Origin of the sequence: Prevotella sp. CAG:255, from assembly GCF_000431195.1 — a bacterium.
GTDB lineage: Bacteria > Bacteroidota > Bacteroidia > Bacteroidales > Bacteroidaceae > Prevotella > Prevotella rara.
Genome location: NZ_HF986766.1, coordinates 22,690 through 41,609, shown reverse-complemented (window position 1 = coordinate 41,609; position 18,920 = coordinate 22,690). Strand labels below are relative to the sequence as shown.

Here is an 18,920-nt window from a genome sequence, read left to right as displayed (position 1 = left end):
CGCCGTTTCAAGTCGCGTCTGATTGGCGAGGCTGTGCGCAACTGTCCCCGCCTGTCCGACATCCGCGAGCGCATATCTTCGGTGCGCATCATCACCGCCACCACATCTATGCTCATGTCGCGGCCTTTCGTGTTCAGCTTGAAGCACTTCTCGTTAGCCATTGTCGACGAGGCGTCACAGATACTCGAGCCGGGACTTATCGGTCTGCTTGCCGCCCACGACCACGAAGGCGGCATGCGCACGCGTTGCAGCATAGACCGCTTTATCCTTGTCGGCGACCATAAGCAGCTGCCGGCTGTGGTACTGCAGAGCGAAACCGAGTCGGCTGTGAGCAGCGAGGCGCTGCGTGCCATCGGACTCGACAACTGTCGCAACTCGCTCTTTGAGCGTCTGCTGCGCACAGAGCGTGCTGCCGGACGCACAGAGTTTACAGGTGTGCTGCGCCGTCACGGCCGTATGCACCCCGACGTGGCAGAGTTCCCCTGCCGTGAGTTCTACGCCAGCGAGCATCTTGAGCCTGTTCCGCTGAAGCATCAGATGGAAACATCGCTCAATTATGCCGACACAGGTCATACAGACAAACTTGATATTCTGCTGCGCACTCACCGCATGATCTTCATTCCGTCGCAGCCGTGCCGCCGTCCCGATGTGTCCGACAAGGTGAACACAAGCGAGGCAACCATAGTGGCCGACCTTCTGAGCCGTCTTTACTCCATGCTCGGCAGCAGTTTCAGTGCATCCAGGAGCGTGGGCGTAATAGTGCCTTACCGCAACCAGATAGCCGTGATACGCAAGGAGATAGAGAAAACCGGGATAAAGGAACTTGAAGACATATCCATAGACACCGTGGAGCGCTATCAGGGCAGCCAGCGCGACGTGATAATCTATTCGTTCACGGTGCAGAACAGGTGGCAGCTTGAGTTTCTTGCAGCCAACTGCTTCATGGACGACGCACGCATCATAGACCGCAAGTTGAACGTGGCCATGACCCGTGCGCGCCGCCAGATGATAATGACCGGCAACGTTGAGACGCTCAGCCATAACGCTGTCTTCCGTGAGATGATAAGCTATGTGGAGTCGAAAGGCGGCCTGTTCAGATATTACGAATAGCCTTTCATGACGGCGTTTACGGCTGTTCAGCCGTGAATGTATTGAAAAATGCCCCTTGGCATCTGCCGTCGTGAATGGAGAATAAATACAAAAAAAGTTTTCTCAGAAACTCATCACTCGTCACATTGCAGCATAACTTTCTGTCAGTCAGATTGTTGCAGTGTGATGAGTTGCCGTCCGCACTCATCACGCCGGCAGCGTAAAGCCCTTGATGTGATGAGTCGGCAAGTCAAAACGTCACACCTTAAGGCGTTGAATATTAGAGCGTTACAGGCAGATGTGACGAGTGATGAGTTTCTGAGAAAAACTTTTTAGTTTAATAAACATCGGCCTTTTGCAGCGCAAAAGCTATCCTTTTATGCTGCAAAAGGCCGTGTTTTATGGTGCAAAAGCATACCTTTTACAATGCCATTTGGGGTGTTTTGTAATACAGAAATATGACTTCTGCGTTATGCTTACCGCCATTCGGCATTGCGGATATGCAGAAACGATGTTGCCGTTAAATGACTTTCGGCATAATCTTCGTTACGTTTTAATATCTTAGAAGAACGTTTCGGGCTCGCGTCTTGCCGAGAAAGCCGCTGTAAATTTAGCCGCTGCTTCGGCATAAGCGGGCAGATATATGGCGCGCGAGCCGTGAGGACAAACCACCACGCAGCGTCCGCAGGCAATACATTTGGATGTGTCTGTGCTGCAAGGGTTGCTTTCGCTTATCGCGCCGGCAGGGCAGAGTCTTGCGCAGGTCATGCATTTAGTACATGTGTTCTTGTCGCCCGTTGGGCACATCGGCACTTTGTGAGCCTCCCTGTACGGGCGGTTGCCCTTCACTTCAGGGTCGCCCAAGGCGTCAGTTCCGGCAGCATCGGCAAGCAGTTGGGCACATCTCTTGCCGAACGCGGCAGCCTTTTCAAGGTCGGAAGCATCGGGACGGCCCTCAGCAACCTTCGGGAATATGCAGTGGCGGCCTATGAACGCGCCGGCAGCAAACGTGCGGAAGCCGTTGCCGTTGAGCGTGTCTTTTATCTCGAGCAGCGCGTCGTCGTAGTCGCGGTTGCCGTAGACGCACACCGCAACGGCAGGAGTGTTGTTGCCGTGAACCATCTTCAGCGCCTCGGCGGCAGCCTCTGGTATGCGTCCCACGTAGACAGGAGCGCCAACAATGAGCATACTGTTGTCGCCGCTGAGCCTTATTTCGCTCTCGGGCAGGGCGTTGGTCACGTCGTGTTCAATGATGTTTCCGCCGATGGCCTTGGCTATTTCCCTTACTATTGTGCGTGTGGTGTAGGTAGCACTGAAGTACACCACGTGAATGTCCGTTATGTTCATAATCTGTTTTTTGTATAAAATGAAGCCGATAAAATGTTTCTTTATGCAAATGTAAGAATAAAAAACACACGGCGCAAGCATACGCCCCGTGATTTTTATGTGTTGAGGCTGCGTGCCGCGCGGTGTGCCTGTAGCCGTGAGGCATGAGCAGCCGTCGCTGCGGCGTGTGCCGGAATATAAAAAAGTAAAAGATATAACATTATCCATGATATGGGTATGCAGGTTAATGCCGATAATAGTTATCTTTGCAGCGTGCAGTAAAACGGCCGCTCTGCGGTGCCGGAGCGGTCATGGTGAAGGCACAAATGAAACGACAGTTAACGAAAAAAGGACAATATATCATTATGACATTGAATGACTTTTTGGCTTATGTGGCCACAGGCAAACCGCTGAACACACCCGAGATATGCAGTTTTATGGACGAGATGAGCAACGAGGCGCGCCGCATTACGTTCAGGCTCAACGCCGAGTTTCACACTCAGGAGGAAGTAAGGGCATTGCTTTCAGAGATTATGGGATATAGCGTTCCCGACACGCTGAGAGTGTTTCCGCCGTTTTATACCGACTTCGGCAAGAACATACACATAGGCGAAAACGTGTTTATCAACGCCTGCTGCCACTTTCAGGATCATGGAGGCGTAACCCTTGGCGACGGCTGTCAGATAGGCCACAACGTGGTGTTTGCCACGCTCAACCACGGACTTGAGCCCGAAAACCGCCGCTTCACTTATCCGGCTCCGATAGTCTTGGGGCGCAATGTGTGGGTAGGTTCTAATGCAACGATACTCCAGGGCGTTACGATAGGCGACAATTCGGTGGTTGCTGCCGGAGCCGTGGTAACCAGGGATGTGCCTGCCGACACGATAGTGGGCGGCGTTCCGGCGCGCGTGATAAAGCATATCTGACGCTGGCAGGCTATAAACGGCCTTCAGCGAGGCTTAGGGTCTTGTAATGAAATATGTGTAAAAAGGGTAAAATAATCAGTAATTGTGGTATCGTGGCGACGGCGGATATGTGCTAACTTTGCACCGTAACCAAAACATGATAGCATGAAACTGATTAATGTAACAATGATTGCGGCGGCTATGTTGATGGCCGTATGCAGTCAGATAAAAGCTGAAGAGAATATGAAAAACGTACTAAACGAAAAGCAGCAGTGCATGGCTGCCATTGCATGCCTTGAGGCAAAGGGCGACATCGACGGTCTGACTGTCGCCATCAACGCAGGTTTTGACGCCGGACTTACCGTGAGCGAGATTAAGGAAGCCCTGTCGCAGCTGTATGCCTACACGGGATTTCCGCGCAGTCTTAACGCCTTAGGCACACTGCAGAGCGTTGTCAATAGCCGCCGTCAGCAGGGCAAGGCGTGCGAGGAGGGCAAGGATGCCGACCCGATGGCAGAAGGATACGACGCACTGAAGCAGGGAACTGAGGTGCAGACCAAGTTGAGCGGCAAGCCGTTTACTTATGATTTTGCTCCCGCCACCGACTATTATCTTAAGGCTCACCTGTTTGGTGACATCTTTGCGCGCAACAATCTCACCCACGCCGAGCGCGAGTTGGTTACCGTCAGCGCGCTGTCAGGCTTGCAGGGCGTTGAGCCGCAGCTGCAGTCGCACGTCAGCGGAGCGCGCAACATGGGCCTGAAGGACGACGAGATACGCTCAATACCTGCCACGCTTGCTGCCCGTGTGGGCGAGGTTGAGGCATGGCGCGCAGCCAAGGCCATTGCGACAGTGTTCGGAGAGCCGTTTGATGAGGGCAAGCCCGTGGAGCAGATGATGTTCCCAAAAGGCGACTTCAATTCGGCTTATGCCAAATATTTTATCGGCAACAGCTATCTTGCACCGCTCAGTCAGGGCAAGGTGCCCGTGTCGAACGTAACCTTTGAGCCTCGCTGCCGCAACAACTGGCACATTCATCACAAAGGAATACAGGTGTTGATATGCGTCGGCGGCACAGGTTGGTATCAGGAGTGGGGCAAGGATGCCCGAATGTTGAAGCCCGGAGATGTGGTTGAAATACCCGAAGGCGTTAAGCACTGGCACGGCGCAACCAAAGACAGCTGGTTCCAGCACGTAACGTTCACCGTAGCCGAAGAGGGCGCGTCGAACGAATGGCTCGAGCCGGTTACGGATGAAGAATATGACAAACTGTAACTTTCAACATGTCTTTATAACTATAACACCCCGCAGACAATAGCCTGCGGGGTGTTATGTTTTGTTGCTTATGACATTATGTAAGTCGCCGTTCACTTATGTCCTGTGATGTTGCCGGCTTTTATTTCGCTATATATAAAACATCATTTAAGATGCTTCAGCATCCATTCCATCTGTCCGTATTCGGTGTCGTCAGATGTCCAATGCTCGTTGATGGGCGTCAGCAGCGCTTCTTTCGGACAGCTTAGAGTGTTCCATACGGCATAGCTTGTTGTCGGCGGACAAGTGTTGTCGTTATATCCCCAAGTCATATAAGTGTCGGCTTTCACGTGGCGCGCAAAGTTTACGACGTCATAATAAGCCATGGTCTTCATGTTGTTCTCGGTGAGCATGCCCTCAATGCGGTTGAAGTGAGGATATCCGCCGGTAAGTCCGGCGCTGTATGCCGCCATGTCGCTCAGTGCGGGATGATTGACAATGCACTGCGTCACGCGGCTGTCGAGTCCGGCAGCCACCAGCGCAAGCGCTCCGCCCTGACTGCCTCCCTGCACGATTACGTTGCGTCCGTCCCATTCAGGCAGCTGCGTCAGCAGGTCGATGCAGCGCACAAGAGCCAGATAGACGCGCTTCATGTAGTAGCGGTCGCGGTTGTCTATGCCGTTGGCAAGATAGCCGTTCTCCTTGCCGTTGAATGCTTTAGATATGTCGTTGAACATCTCCTGGCTCATTCTCGGGTCGAGTCCGTGAATCTCCATCTCCATTCTTATACATCCGTTCTCGGCATAATACTTGTGGCGCAGCGGCTCCTTTATGGTCTTTATGCCTGCTCCCGGAGGGCACAGCACCACCGGACAGCTGCCCTTTGCGGCGTTTTTGGGATAAAAGAGATATGCATATACGGCCTGTTTCTGCTTGTTCAGCGTCAGTTTCACGAGGTAACAGTCAATCTTGTCGGTGCAATATTCGTCGGCTCTTTCCTTTGTATATTTCAGCGGAACGGCCCTCATGTCCTCAATGTTCTTGTTCCAGAAGTCCATAAAGTCGGCAGGCTCCTTGGTGTAAGGCCTGATTTTGTCTACCGAGAATCCCACCTTTATGTGATGTTCGTAGGTCTTGCCGTCAACCGTGGCCTTCAGTCTGAGGTCGCGGAAGCCCGGAGTCTTTCTCGTTCCCATGTCAATCGTGGCCCTTCCGCCGTTGAGTTTCACAGAGCCTTTCTTGTCAGCCTCCAGCATGTCGTCGGCTATTTCGTAGTTCACCTTGCAGTCTCTCGGTATGCCGTATTTATACAGCTGCACCTCAATCTTAGCCTTTTCGCCCGTTTGATAGAGCCAGTCGGCATGGTCGGGCACGGTCAGCCACAGATAGTCAGAGCGGTAAGGATAGTTTTCGGCTGCGGCATATAGCCATGCAGCAACGGCAAAGATAAGCGTAAAAACAATTCTTTTCATTGGTTGTAGTATATTAGTTTTTGTGCAAAGGTAATGCAAACAGCCTTAACGGCAAAATAAATCAAGGCTAATCAGCATTTTTGTTGAGGCTTTGGTGAGGGGGAATTGATGGGAGGGATGGGACTTATGCGACCATGTGAACTAATGATTTGGAGTTATGGGGAAGTTTGTTATTTGGGCATTTGGGTGCCTTGCGGCACCCAAATGTTTACTGTCCGCCGTCAGCCGTTGCGGTATTCATGGGGCGTGCAGCCTGTAATCTTCTTGAAAACCGTATTGAAGCAGCTCTCGGCACAGAATCCCAGCATCGATGCTATGTCGCCTGCCGTCATGTCGGTAGACAGCAGCAGTTCCTTTGCCATCAGTATCCGCCTCAGCTGTATGTATTCGCTCACGCTCTTTCCCGTCTCGTGCTTCATCATGTCGTTGAGATATTCGGCCGACATTTTCAGTTCGGGCGCTATCCGGCATGCCGTCAGCATGCTCTGTGTGGCGGCCTTGCCCGAGCGCAGAAAGCCGTCTATTATGCCGTTAACGGTCTTTATTGCAGCCGTGTTGGCCTCGTGGCGGGTGATAAACTGGCGTGTGTAGAACCTCTGACAATAGTTGAGTAGCAGTTCGATGCAGTTGCTTATTATTGCCTTGCTGTATTCGTCTACGCCCCATTTCAGCTCGCAGTCGATGCCGTCGAGACATCTGCCTATCACCTTCAGTTCGCAGCACGACAGATGGAGCGCCTCGTCCGTGTGGTATTTAAAGAACGAGAAGTCCTTTATCCTCATGCCCAGCGGCGTGCATCTTATTATGTCGGGATGAAATATCAGCATCCTTCCGCCGCACTGTCTGAGGTCTATCTCGCTTGCAGGCGTGGCAAACGTTATGGTGGCTTCGGAGAAGTCGTAGTAGTGCTGTCCGCATTTACCGGCGGTGCATCCGTCGCTCACCACCTTCACCGCATAGCAGTCGGTGGCCATGTTGCGGCAGCTGCTCTTGCCCGACATGTCTATCAGGCTCACCTGCGGATGCCTTGTCTCCTTGTCGAAGGCGCGGTTGCACTCGCACACATAGTTTGTCGTGTCGCAGATATGGCGCATTGTGTCTCTCGTCATCTTGTCTTTTCAGCGTTAGCCGTCATCGTCCTACACCGATGCCTTGCGGTATTCGCTCGGCGTCATGCCCGTGTTGCGCTTGAAGTAGCGGTTAAAGTGCTGCGAATACTGGAAGCCCAGACCGTAGCTTATCTCGTTGATTGTCTTTCGTGTGCCCAGCAGTTCGTCCTTTGCCAGGTCCATAATCTTGTTCTGTATATACTCCTGCGGCGTGCGTCCCGTCTCGCGCTTGATGAGGTCGCCGAAGTAGTTGGGCGACAGGAAGCACTTTTCGGCAAAATATTTCACCGTAGGCAGACCGTTCACTGCGGCCGTATCGCCCTCGAAATAGCCGTCGAGCTCGTTCTCAAACTTGGTCAGAATGTCGCGGTTAACCACCTTACGGGTGATAAACTGGCGCTCGTAGAACCTCATGCAGTAGTCGAGCAGTAGTTCGATGTTGCGGCATATCAGCTTCTTGCTGTGGTTGTCTATCGGGCGTTCGGTTTCAATCTTGATTTTCTCGAGACAGTCCTTGTATATCATCTTCTCCTGTTCCGACAGATGGAGCGCCTCGGTTGACGAATAAGAGAAGAACGAATACTGCTTTATCTCCTGTCCAAGCGACGTGCCGCGTATAAGGTCGGGGTGAAAGAGCAGGCCGAGAGCGTTGGGCTCATAGTCGGGTCTGTGCTTTACATGAACAACCTGTCCGGGCGCAAAGCTCGTAACCGTGCCCTCCTGATAGTCGTAGGGCATGCGGCCGTAGGTTATGTCGCCGCAGTAAGTCTGCTTCAGGAACAGGGCGTAAACGCCGTAATAGTAAGACACCTCCTGCGGAAATGCCTTCTTGTCGGCCTTCTTCAGGTCTACCACTGCCACGAGCGGATGCTTCGTCTCAAAGCCCATCGCCTTGTTGTATTCGTCGATGGAGTTGAATTTTATCAGGTTTTCCATGCTCAAATAGTTTATTCTTTCTTGTTGAACTTCAGCCGGCTGCAGCGCATAGGGGCTTATGCCGTGTTGCCTGCTGCTCGCCGATGCTAATGCAAAGATACTTCTTATCGGCATAACAGCGTGTGTACGATTTACTGAATTTGTTATATTTATTACTTTTTCAGCAGTTTTTCGCCTCCTTATCGCATATTGTTATGCCAAATGTTTACCTTTGTGTAGAATTTCACAAATGTTTATGCACACACCCGGTTACCGTTTTCGCCGTGCCATGAGGCTGTTGCCCGTGTTGCTGTCTTTGGCAACATGTGCCGGCGTTTATGCCCAAGACTCGCTCAAATACAGACGCCACGACCTGGCGCTGACCATAGGACGCACCGACAGCAGCGCGGTGCGCACGTCGTATCTTAACGTCGGTCTGCTCGGCGGAGCTGCCCGTCTGCACGGCTTCCAGCTCAACGCCATGACGTCGTTTGCCGGCAGGGAGATGCACGGAGTGCAGCTCTCGGGCCTGTCGGGCGTGGCGATGAACATGCGCGGCGTGCAGCTTTCGGCGTTCAGCAACGTCAGTCTGTCGCCCTTCAGGGGCCTTCAGCTTGGCGGAGTTACCAACATATCGCGCGGCGTGGGCGGCGGAATGCAGCTCTCCGTGCTGGCCAACATCAGTTCGAAGGTGATGCGCGGCGCGCAGCTCGGCACGTATAACTATGCCGACACGCTGCGGGGATGGCAGATAGGACTGGCCAATGTATGCATGGAACATCCGCACGGCGTGCAGCTCGGACTGGTAAACTACAGCCGCGACACAGTGGCGCACAAGATAGGACTGGTGAACATCAACCCCAAGACGAAGGTAGACTTCATGTTCTTTGGCGGCAACAGCAGCAAGATTAACGCCGCATTCAGGTTCCGCAACCGCAGCACTTACAGCATAGTTGGTGCCGGAACGCATTACATGGGACTCGACGAGAAGTTCTCGGGCGCGCTGTATTACCGCCTTGGACAGTATTTCAACCTCGGCCGCCGCTGGTCGATCAGCGCCGATGCGGGCTTTTTTCACATAGAGACCTTTCAGCACAATTCGGCCGACAAGCCCGAACGCCTATACTCGCTGCAGCTGCGCGCCAACGTAGACTACAGGCTCAACGACAACATCGGGCTGTTTGCGTCGGCAGGATATGGCTTTACGAGATATTATGAGCATAACAGGAAATACCGCAACAGGGCCATAGTTGAGGCCGGACTGACCTTTGCCTACAACCGCGGCGGACTGAAGGGCAGGGCAGGTGATGACGAAACGGAGGCAGGCGTAGCTGATTCGGTGTCGATATATGCCTTCGACAACCCTGAGAACATGAAGAAACGGCCGTGGAAGGCGGCTGCCGAGGCTGTAGGAATCAACGTGCTCGTGAACTGCTTCGACCGCTTTGTGCTGTGCGAAGACTTTGCCAAAGTTAATCTGAGCAGCATCAAGGAGAACTTCAAGACGGGCTTTGTGTGGGACAACGACCAGTTTTCAACCAACCTGTTTGCCCATCCTTACCACGGCGGACTATATTTCAACGCCGCCCGAAGCAACGGCCTGAGCTTCTGGGAGTCGGCTCCTTATGCCCTTGGAGGCAGTCTGATGTGGGAGCTGGCGTGCGAGGTTGAGCCGCCTGCAATAAACGACCTCATGGCGACAACCATCGGCGGAATATGCATAGGCGAGGTAACCCACCGCGTGTCTAACCTCATTTACGACGACCGCGAGCGCGGAATGCGCCGCTTTCTGCGAGAGTTTGCCGGTGCGCTGGTGTGCCCCATCCGTGCGTTCAACCGCATATTGAGCGGCGATGCGTGGCGTGTGCGCCATGATTATTACAAATATCACGACTACAGCCGCATACCTGTAGACTTCACCGTGTCTGTCGGCGACCGCTATCTTGCCGATGAGGGCGGACTGTTCAGGGGCGAGCACAATCCGTATGTTGACCTGTGGCTGCGCTACGGCGACGCATTCAACGGCGAGGAGAGCAAGCCTTACGACTATTTTACGGCCAACGTAACCTTCGGACTCAGCGGCAACCAGCCGCTTATAAGCAGCGTTCATCTGTTAGGAAAGCTGTGGGGCGTAAACTTCTACGACGAAGAGGAGATGACGGCGGTGTTCGGTCTGTTCCAGCATTTCAACTATTACGACTCTGAAGCCGTCAAGGAAGGCACGTCGCGTGTGCCTTACCGCATATCCGAGGCTGCCAGCTTCGGTCCCGGTCTTATCTACCGCTTTCCTAAAGTTGGTAACGTAGGGCGCATGGAGCAGCGCCTCTTTCTCGACGCCATACTGCTCGGAGGCTCGCTGAGCGACTATTACAACGTGATAGACCGCGACTATAACATGGGCAGCGGATTCAGCGCGAAGGCACAGACCGTGCTCGAGTTTCCGCGCTTCGGCAAGTTTACGCTCAACGCCGACTTCTACAGCATATACACATGGGTGGGATATGAGGACAAGGATCTCGAGAACACCGACCCGCTGCACCTCAACGCGCAGGGCGACAAGAGCAGTGCGGCGCTGCTGGTGATTAATCCGCGCCTGCAGGTTTATCTCAGAAAGAACTGGAGCCTCGACCTGTTTGCATCGTATTATATGCGCGAGACGAGATATAAATACCACGACAACGTGCGCTCGGAGACCTTCGAGGTGAGGATGGGACTTAGCTACAGCTTCTGATAACGTCATGTCTGTGGCGGATAAACGATTGCAATGACATGCCGTAGGCATGGTTTAATGTGGCTTGTTGCTGCCGTTCGGTTTGTCGGTCTGTGTGAAGAACAAATATAGAGTGTGCCGCATTTAATGGTTAACAACCGTTAAGTGCGGCACATTCTGTTTAACATAAAAAGGCGAAAAACGGCTTGTGAAATCTTTTTCGCAGGTTTTCGGCCGAAAAATCAGCGTTTTCTTGTGATTTGTGTAATATATTGTCAGTCAATACGTTATCGCTTTATGTATATTGGATGACTGTAAACTGAATTATAAAACATGGCCTTTTACATTGCAAAAGGCCGTCTCTTGCAGTGTAAAAGGCCGTGTTTAGTATGGTGAAAGGCTGCTTTTTGCAACCTGTTTCACTGCTTTATCACCTGTATTTCAATGTAAAATCGTGCAGAATGGCGTATCTGCTTATATTTAACAAGTATATTCGCATATTCTGAAAGCATTTTTTTTTCTAAAAGGCGCACTTCTGACGCATATCGAAATGTTAACGCCCGTCGGCTTAATGTTAACGGATGTTTAGCTGATAGAAGTATTTCCACAGCGGTGCAGCCATCAGACTCTGTTTTATTTCGTCGTTCACGAGCAGTTGCATCACCTCGTCCTTGGTCATAACATGCACCTCAATGTCCTCCGTGCGGTCGAGATGCTGACTGCCAACCTTCTCAACGCCCGTAGCCACAAAGCAGTGGGTTATGTTGTTGGTGGTGCTTGTGTTGCCCGATACAGCCATCAGTTCGTGCCATTCTCCTCCGGCATAGCCCGTCTCCTCGAGCAGTTCGCGGCGCGCGGCGGCCTCAGGGTCTTCGCCCTTCTCGCACACGCCGGCAACAATCTCGAAGCAAGTCTGGTCTATTCCGTGGCGATATTGTCTTATCATCACCATGTTGCCGTCGGTTGTCAGCGCTATCACGTTGATCCATGTGGGGTATTCCAGCACGTAGTATTCATCGTTAACGACGCCGTTGGGCAGTTCCACGGTGTCGCGGCGAGCCGTCAGCCACGGCCTTTGTATAAGATATTCGCTTTTCAGCGTCTTCCATTTCATTTTGTCTTCCATAATATATCTCCTTTATGTCTTTATTTTCCCTGCGTTCAGATTTATTCCGCCTGTATGCCGTCTTTATCAGTCCTGCGGCATTATTGACCGTCTGAATCCGGCAGTGCGCTCAAATGTCATTTCTTTGCCTGTGGCAGGATGGCGGAAGGTTATTGCCTCGGCGTGCAGATACAGGCGGTCGGCAGGGTGGCCGTAGAGGCTGTCGCCTGCTATCGGTGTGCCAAGTCCGAGCCTGTGTGCACAGTGAACGCGCAGCTGGTGGGTGCGTCCGGTGTGCGGAAACAGCTCTATCAGCGTGCGTCCTGCTGCCTGTCCGATAATCTTATAGTCGGTTACGGCAGCCTTTCCGTTGTCGGTGTCCACCTTCTGATACGGGCGGTTAAGCGGGTCGGCGATGAGTGGCAGACTTATCCTGCCGCTTGTTGGCGCATTGGGTGTGCCGTCGAGCAGTGCCACATAGCGCTTGCTGATGCTTCTTTGGCAGAACTGCTCCTGCAGGTTCTTGTATGCCTCTGGCGTCTTGGCAAGTATTATCAGTCCCGATGTGTCCATGTCGAGGCGGTGAACGGGCATAGGCTCGCAGCCTTCGGCATAGTTTTGGCCTATCAGCGATGCTGCTGACTGGCGGTCAGACTTGCCCCTGACAGACAGCATTCCGGCAGGTTTGCATGCCACGATGAGCCATTCGTCCTCATAAACAATCTCGGGCTGCCGCTGTTCGGGCGCCTGTCGCGGGTCGGGATCAACGTCGAGGCCCTGCAGCATGTGCGTTAGTATGGGCAGACATTTGCCTCGGCAGGCAGGATAATAGTGCAGATGGTGGCGTATTTCGCTCTTTGGCGAGTCGCCCCACCAAAACTCCGCCATGCACACCGGGTGCAGATGGTTGAGAAAGGCATGCTGAAGCAGCTTTGGAGCGCAGCAGTCGCCGGCCCCTGCGGGCGGCACGTGCTGGGGCGTGTCGGCAAATATTGTGCAGAGTCCGCGCCGCTCTCCGCGTGCGTTGAGCATGTTGTATTGTTCAAAGAGCCAGTGTTGCAGACTGTCTGACATGGCCTTACGCTTGGCCTTAAGTTGCCTTATCTCGTCTTGAAACGGCTTTAGCCGTGCCTCACATTCGGCCATTTGTTCTCTGTTCCGCTTCTTCATGCGGTGCAGTTCAGCCTTCATAAAGCGGCTTTCGTTCAGCATCCGTTCCTCCTCTTCGGGCGTTATGGGCGCGCCGCTCTGCCTTTTTGCGTTGCGTGCCGCCTTTGCCTCCTTTATCTTCAGCCGGTATTGTTCCTCCTCCGCGGCAGTTTCGGTCTTGCAACTCTCAAGTTTATGCAGTGCGTTGAGATAGCTTTCGCCCTTCTCAATGCCGTCAATCGTGCGGTTTATGGCCGAAATACGTGCCTCGTTGGTTTTGAAATATCCGTCAACCGGCGTGGCATCGAACACCGGCGGCACAAAATAAGGATGGTCGTTGCTGCCGTCGAGCAGTCCTGAAAATGCCGCCGTGAAGCCCAGTCGGCCTTCTTCGTCCTCAGCGACAAGCACCCCGAACATCTTGCCGTGCTGCAGTTCGTCGCGCCATTTGTCCACTCCTGCTATATATCTCTGCACCTCTCCGGCGGCGAGCAGGCACAGCGGATGAGGCTCGTAGCAGAAAGGGAAGGTGAACTTCTGCGGCTTCGGTATATCGGTGTGTATGGGATGAAACTCTGTAAGCATGATGCAAAGATACGTAAAGACCGCAGCTGAGCCAAATGTAAGCCGCAGTTTTTTGACCGCTCCGTGTCTCCACGGGCAGTGTATGCATGCAGACCGCCCGGCGGTATGGCAGGCATCGGCTCTCCGTCTGACAGTGATTTATTGGCGGTTTGGGCATGCAGACCTGAATGAATGTGCGACTTGGGACTGTTGGCGAGGTCGTTCAGCGCTGCGCTTGGTTGAGGGCTATAATCCCAAATCTGGGATTATACCGCACATAGCTTTATCAATTTTGTGCCTTTCTGCTTTCAGTCTGTCTTTTTGTTTTTATCGGTGTCTTTTAGTTAGCTTTTTCTTGACATAGCCCGCTATGCCTGCGAGAAATCTAACCAAAATCCGTTCAATATAAAGCAAAAATCCAGACAGAATACTAATAACCGATTTTGGATAAACGGAACGAGGCATCCCGACCATTCGGAATGCCTCGTTATAGGTTGATGTTGCGTCGGACATGTGTCGGTCCGGGCACATTATGTTGTCTTGTTATTTAACGACAAACTTCTTTCCGTTCATGATATACACGCCTTTCTTCAGCTTCGATGTGTCGCCGTTGCGGGCTGCTATCTGTCCGTCTACTGTGTAGATGTCGCCTTTCTTCAGGCTGTCGCTGCCGTCGTCGGTGAGAGATGTTATTCCCGTAGTCTCTCCGTATTCAACAGAGTTCGATTCTGCCGACTCGTCTTCTCCTGTTGTTGCCGTTACTGTATATATGCCGTTGGCTGCATTCTCTACGACAAACGATGTGGCTGTCAGGCCTGTCTGTATCGGCATGCCGTCTCTGTATACCGTATATGTAACTCCGTCTGCCTCAGGAGCGCTTGCCTTCTCGGTGTCAATCTTCTGGTCGGCAGCCTTTATTGTGGCAGATATTGCCCAGTTGTAGTTAAACTTATAGTCCTTGTTCATCGACTTCCAGTAGCCCGGAGTACCTGAAGCCGAGATGAGGTCGCTGTAATAGTCAGCCACGGTTGGGCCGTCGTCGCATACGAGAGGCTTAACTCCCGACAGGTAAGACAGGTGATAGCCCACGCCGATGTCCTTGCCTTCAATGACCTTTACAGGTTTGTTCAGGCGCACGGTGTTGGCTCCTACATTGAGCGTAGATACGTTGATGTCCTGCATGTAGACAACGTTGTCGCCATACATAACCACAGCTGCCGCGGTCTGCAGGTCGGTAGAGTTCAGTCTGAAGTTAATGTGTGATATCTCCTGGCCCACCTTGTCGGCCATCTCTGCTGCCGGGAATTTTATCACCATGTAGCCTTCAACGACATTGCTGCCGGTCATGCCGAATGCCATATAATTTCCGCTGCCGTTTTCGTAGGTAAGTACGGGCGCCTCGCTAACGGGCTTCCATGTCAGGTTAAGGTTCTTGCCGTCTACAGCTCCGCGCAGGTCGTAAGGTGCCTGGGTGCGCTGTGCAATGGTGTTTCTGAATGTCATGAGGTCGCTTGCAGGCGATTCCCATCCGTTTTCGTATACAGACGTTACGTAGTAGTAGATAATGCCGTATTCGGTCAGTGTCTCGGCATAGCTCGTCTCTGTTGTTTCGAGCAGCATGTCGCCGTTTCTGTATATGCGGTAGCTCTTCACCTTGGGCTTGTCTGCATTCGCGGCAGCGGCCTTGACAGGCTCTTTTGCCGTACGGATGCCAAACTCCATGCCCTCAGCATCAGTCGTAGCCTTCGTCTTTATGATTACTCTCTCCATGTCATTGCCGTTGAGCTTGACGCTGCTAAGCCTTGCAGCCTTGACCTTCGACGGGCTTTGTGCAGAATTGTCGTCGATTATCAGCGCTCCGATAACTACGTTCATGCCCTTATAGTCAGAGGCTATCGTGCTGAGGTTGAGCCATGAGCCTGCGCCTCCCGACAGGTTGACTACGGCTCCGCCTTCAGCCTCCGGACCTGCATCGAGCAGTATCGGTGTGGTGTTGGCAGGCAACGTGGCCTCATAAGCGAGGTAGATGTCCTTTCCTTCGGGCACCTTTACGTCTATTTCTCCATCGAAGTCAAGGGTGTAGAGATAGCCGGGAGTTATGTCGTTCTTGGTTAGCTGCTTCTCATAGAGTACTTCTCCGCCCTCTGCAATAATCTTTAGCTTGAATTCGTCGAGGTTGTCGCCGAGGCCGAATGTGAGCGAATGGAACTTGAATCCGGCATATTCAGCCAGTTCTTCTTTCGTAAACCTTGCTCCGTAAAGCAGCGGCATTTCCTCTGCAAAGCCTGCAATGTAGGTTGCTCTGCCGTAGTGTTTCAGCTCATAGGCATTTGAACTCCATGCTATGTTAATGTTCTTTCCGTCCTGACTGTTGTTCACGATGGTCGGAGCCTTGTATTCTTCAGGCAGCGTGTATGTGAGATATGCAGTCTCGGCGTCTGATTTCTTGCCGCCTTCTCCTTTGGTTACAACAGCATATTGGTATGTTCCGAGGTCAGAAACAACGTCGGTGTATGACGGGCCTGCCACGTTTTCGGCAACTAACTCGCCGTCGCGGTAAATGTCATATCCCGTGATGTTCTGCGGCTCTGATGCCTGACTGCTGAGCGCTTCTACGTCTGCTGACAGCATGAAGTTGCCCGGTATCTTGCCTTCAGACAATGTCTTCCAGTATGGACTTGACTCGGCAAAGCCCTTTGAAGACGGACTTGAGGTTGAGAAGCTGTTGCCCTTCACCTCTATTGCCTCTGTGTTGTCTACGCCAACGGGGTGGCCTTTGGCTGTGTGGGTGTAGTAAAGACCGAATGCATAGCCGTGGCCTATCTCCATCTTGTAAGGCTTTTGCAGCGCGAACTTGTTCCATTCGTTGGTCTTTATGGCTGTAACCATGTCGGCGCTGACCTCTTTGAAATAGTCGATGACGCCGTCTTTCATTATGAAGGCGGTTACAGAATTGATCGTGCCGTCGTTGAAGACGTATGCATTTATGGCTGTAATCTGATGGTCGGGGAATGCCGCCATGTCTGTAGCCGAGAACTCATGCTTGATCCATACTTTAGGCGATGTGCTTGAGGTGCCGCCTATTCCGTTGGATACTTCTTTGCCGCTCCATGTCATTTCGGCACCGCGCTTTAGCGGACTGCCCCATGTTATCGTGCCCGACAGGTTGTCTGCCTTGCCTGATATGCACGGAACCGGAGGCATGCAGCCGTATACTGACAAGGTGCTGGCCAAAGTCTTGGCAGACATCTTCTCGTCGGCGTCATACACGGCAGACACCTGATATTCATGTTGTCCGTCGGTTTCGCCATTAAGGGTGTAGCTTGTGGCATCGGCAATAAGCTCGCCGTTGACTTTCTCGCCGTCGCGGTAAACGTTGTATCCCTTAGGCTCTCCGGTAGAATTGTTTGCGAGAACGGCAGTTATGAGAAAGTCGCCCGGACCGTCGCTGTGCCATGTTTCTCCGTCGTATGAGTATAGATTGCCCTTGCCGTATGTAGGAGCGCGGTCGCAGATGGCAACCATGTCGAGGTTTCTTCCGTATGAGTATTTGATTGATATCAGCACTTCCTTGCCCTCGGGGATGGTGTATGGCGTGTCAAACTTTACGTTTCTCCATGAGTTTTTCTCAAATCCTGCGAGGTCGGCGGCCTGCTCATACACCGGCGTACCGTCTTCGAAGATAACCACTGAGGCTTTGTACGCTTCGCGATATTCCCAGTAACGTACATCGGTAATGGTCTGTCCGGCATAGGCTGCAAGTTCAGATGCGCTGAACTTACTTGCGGCATAAAACTCGATTGACCCTTCAGGATCTTTCAGTACGCCGTCCATGCCATTGTAGTCCTCGTCATCGTGCCACTGCAGAATGATGTTGTCTGTTGGCTTCTTCCAACTTAGCGTTACGTCAGAGAAGGTAACATCGGCCTTAAGACTGTGAGGCTGACCGTTTTGCGCATGGATTTTCTCCGTCCCTGAAAACCCAAAAGCAATTGAAAAAAGTACAATTGCGCGTAAAATGTTCTTTTTCATAGGGCTGTGATGATTTTAAATAAAGCAGCAGGTTAATAAGCTTCCGACTTGTAATAAATAGGTTAATTATCTTGTCTCGGATCTACATTCAGCAGCGCCACTATCCCGTTGAATGCAGGAAATGTTCTTCTTTGGCAAATATATGAATTTATTTTATACTGCAATGCAATAAATTAATATATTTTCATTACTTTTTGGTAAATCGAAGATTTTATCGGAAAAATACGTGAATTATTGAGAAATGTGGTCTAAAAAGTTATAATTCGTAGATAAATATGCCTCGTCCGGTTTTGTGTGCCATATAAAAAGAAAGGAGATGCATGTGGCTCATGCATCCCCTTTACAGCTGATATGCTTATGGAAAATTATTTCAGCTTTGTGTAACCATATTTAGCTGTTTCGCCAAGCTCTTCCTCGATGCGGATGAGCTGGTTGTACTTAGCCATACGGTCTGTGCGGCTCATAGAACCAGTCTTGATCTGACCAGAGTTAGTAGCAACAGCGATGTCAGCGATAGTAGTATCCTCTGTCTCGCCTGAACGGTGAGAAGTAACTGTTGTGTAGCCGTGACGGTGAGCCATCTCGATAGCGTCGAGAGTCTCAGTCAGAGAGCCGATCTGGTTAACCTTGATCAGGATTGAGTTAGCAGCACCCATCTTGATACCCTTCTCGAGGAACTTAACGTTAGTTACGAACAGGTCATCACCAACGAGCTGGCAGCGGTCGCCGATGGCAGCTGTAAGTTTAACCCAGTTCTCCCAGTCGTTCTCGTCGAGACCGTCCTCGATAGAGTCGATAGGATATTTTGTGATAAGTTCTTCAAGATACTTGATCTGCTCCTCGGCAGTAAGCTTCTTTCCGTTAGGATCCTTCTTCTTGCCGTCCTTCAGCTGACGATAGTCGTAGAACCACTCGCCGTTCTCGCATACTGCGAACTCGCTGGCAGCGCAGTCCATAGCGATCTTAACGTCCTTGCCCGGCTCGTAGCCTGCGTCCTTGATAGCCTGGCAGATGCTGTCGAGAGCGTCCTCGATACCGTTCAGTGCGGGAGCGAAACCACCCTCGTCACCTACTGCTGTAGAGAGACCGCGCTTTTTGAGCAGCTTAGCAAGTGCGTGGAACACCTCAGCACCCATGCGGATAGACTCTTTGATAGAAGGAGCGCCAACCGGACGGATCATGAACTCCTGGAATGCGATAGGAGCGTCAGAGTGAGCACCACCGTTGATGATGTTCATCATAGGAACCGGCATTGTGTAAGAGTTGCAGCCGCCGATGTAGCGGTAGAGA

General features: G+C 52.1%; 12 protein-coding genes (1 of these 12 running past the window's edge). 4 read left to right on the top strand and 8 right to left on the bottom strand.

Annotated features, from left to right (window positions below):
• Positions 1-1,110 (top strand): DEAD/DEAH box helicase (locus tag QVO66_RS01140; protein ID WP_288172414.1); only part of this gene is annotated, 1,110 nt, incomplete at its 5' end.
• A gap of 540 nt (positions 1,111-1,650) precedes the next feature.
• Here QVO66_RS01140 and QVO66_RS01135 read toward each other — a convergent pair.
• A complete protein-coding gene (locus QVO66_RS01135) occupies positions 1,651-2,436 on the bottom strand; it encodes a 4Fe-4S binding protein (RefSeq protein ID WP_288172413.1) in 786 nt (261 codons plus the stop codon).
• A gap of 344 nt (positions 2,437-2,780) precedes the next feature.
• On the opposite strand from QVO66_RS01135, the gene QVO66_RS01130 reads away from it, so the two are divergent.
• Together QVO66_RS01130 and QVO66_RS01125 are read left to right on the top strand one after the other, a co-directional pair.
• A complete protein-coding gene (locus QVO66_RS01130) occupies positions 2,781-3,341 on the top strand; it encodes a sugar O-acetyltransferase (protein WP_021853530.1) in 561 nt (186 codons plus the stop codon).
• Between the two features lie 144 nt (positions 3,342-3,485).
• Positions 3,486-4,595, top strand: a complete 1,110-nt coding sequence (locus QVO66_RS01125; protein WP_288172412.1) for a carboxymuconolactone decarboxylase family protein — start codon at positions 3,486-3,488, stop codon at positions 4,593-4,595.
• 143 nt (positions 4,596-4,738) lie between these two features.
• Here QVO66_RS01125 and QVO66_RS01120 read toward each other — a convergent pair whose 3' ends face one another.
• The 3 genes from QVO66_RS01120 to QVO66_RS01110 form a co-directional block, all read right to left on the bottom strand.
• Complete coding sequence (locus tag QVO66_RS01120) at positions 4,739-6,046, bottom strand: acetylxylan esterase (RefSeq protein WP_021853528.1); 1,308 nt, start codon at positions 6,044-6,046, stop codon at positions 4,739-4,741.
• 221 nt (positions 6,047-6,267) lie between these two features.
• Positions 6,268-7,155, bottom strand: coding sequence for a helix-turn-helix domain-containing protein (locus QVO66_RS01115; protein WP_021853527.1), 888 nt, complete (start codon positions 7,153-7,155; stop codon positions 6,268-6,270).
• Positions 7,156-7,185: 30 nt separating this feature from the next.
• Positions 7,186-8,091: a helix-turn-helix domain-containing protein gene (locus QVO66_RS01110; RefSeq protein WP_021853526.1), complete on the bottom strand. Its 906-nt coding sequence runs from the start codon at positions 8,089-8,091 to the stop codon at positions 7,186-7,188.
• A gap of 229 nt (positions 8,092-8,320) precedes the next feature.
• On the opposite strand from QVO66_RS01110, the gene QVO66_RS01105 reads away from it, so the two are divergent.
• Positions 8,321-10,801, top strand: coding sequence for a DUF3943 domain-containing protein (locus QVO66_RS01105; protein WP_288172411.1), 2,481 nt, complete (start codon positions 8,321-8,323; stop codon positions 10,799-10,801).
• Positions 10,802-11,354: 553 nt separating this feature from the next.
• Here the strand turns inward: QVO66_RS01105 and QVO66_RS01100 are convergent.
• The 4 genes from QVO66_RS01100 to eno form a co-directional block, all read right to left on the bottom strand.
• A complete protein-coding gene (locus QVO66_RS01100) occupies positions 11,355-11,909 on the bottom strand; it encodes an NUDIX hydrolase (protein ID WP_053398728.1) in 555 nt (184 codons plus the stop codon).
• 63 nt (positions 11,910-11,972) lie between these two features.
• Positions 11,973-13,619, bottom strand: coding sequence for an RluA family pseudouridine synthase (locus QVO66_RS01095; protein ID WP_021853523.1), 1,647 nt, complete (start codon positions 13,617-13,619; stop codon positions 11,973-11,975).
• 522 nt (positions 13,620-14,141) lie between these two features.
• A complete protein-coding gene (locus tag QVO66_RS01090; protein WP_021853521.1) occupies positions 14,142-17,630 on the bottom strand; it encodes a hypothetical protein in 3,489 nt (1,162 codons plus the stop codon).
• Between the two features lie 365 nt (positions 17,631-17,995).
• Positions 17,996-18,920: the 3' portion of a phosphopyruvate hydratase gene (gene eno, locus QVO66_RS01085; protein ID WP_021853520.1), read on the bottom strand. It continues 416 nt past the right edge of the window; the window shows 925 of its 1,341 coding nt (coding positions 417-1,341); the start codon falls outside the window, past its right edge; its stop codon occupies positions 17,996-17,998.

Excerpts from the sequence above, each read along its gene's own strand:
- QVO66_RS01105 (WP_288172411.1), top strand. The coding sequence starts at position 8,321 with ATGTTTATGCACACACCCGGTTACCGTTTTCGCCGTGCCATGAGGCTG.
- QVO66_RS01110 (WP_021853526.1), bottom strand. The coding sequence starts at position 8,091 with ATGGAAAACCTGATAAAATTCAACTCCATCGACGAATACAACAAGGCG.
- QVO66_RS01130 (WP_021853530.1), top strand. The coding sequence starts at position 2,781 with ATGACATTGAATGACTTTTTGGCTTATGTGGCCACAGGCAAACCGCTG.
- QVO66_RS01120 (WP_021853528.1), bottom strand. The coding sequence starts at position 6,046 with ATGAAAAGAATTGTTTTTACGCTTATCTTTGCCGTTGCTGCATGGCTA.
- QVO66_RS01135 (WP_288172413.1), bottom strand. The coding sequence starts at position 2,436 with ATGAACATAACGGACATTCACGTGGTGTACTTCAGTGCTACCTACACC.
- QVO66_RS01095 (WP_021853523.1), bottom strand. The coding sequence starts at position 13,619 with ATGCTTACAGAGTTTCATCCCATACACACCGATATACCGAAGCCGCAG.
- QVO66_RS01125 (WP_288172412.1), top strand. The coding sequence starts at position 3,486 with ATGAAACTGATTAATGTAACAATGATTGCGGCGGCTATGTTGATGGCC.
- QVO66_RS01115 (WP_021853527.1), bottom strand. The coding sequence starts at position 7,155 with ATGACGAGAGACACAATGCGCCATATCTGCGACACGACAAACTATGTG.
- QVO66_RS01090 (WP_021853521.1), bottom strand. The coding sequence starts at position 17,630 with ATGAAAAAGAACATTTTACGCGCAATTGTACTTTTTTCAATTGCTTTT.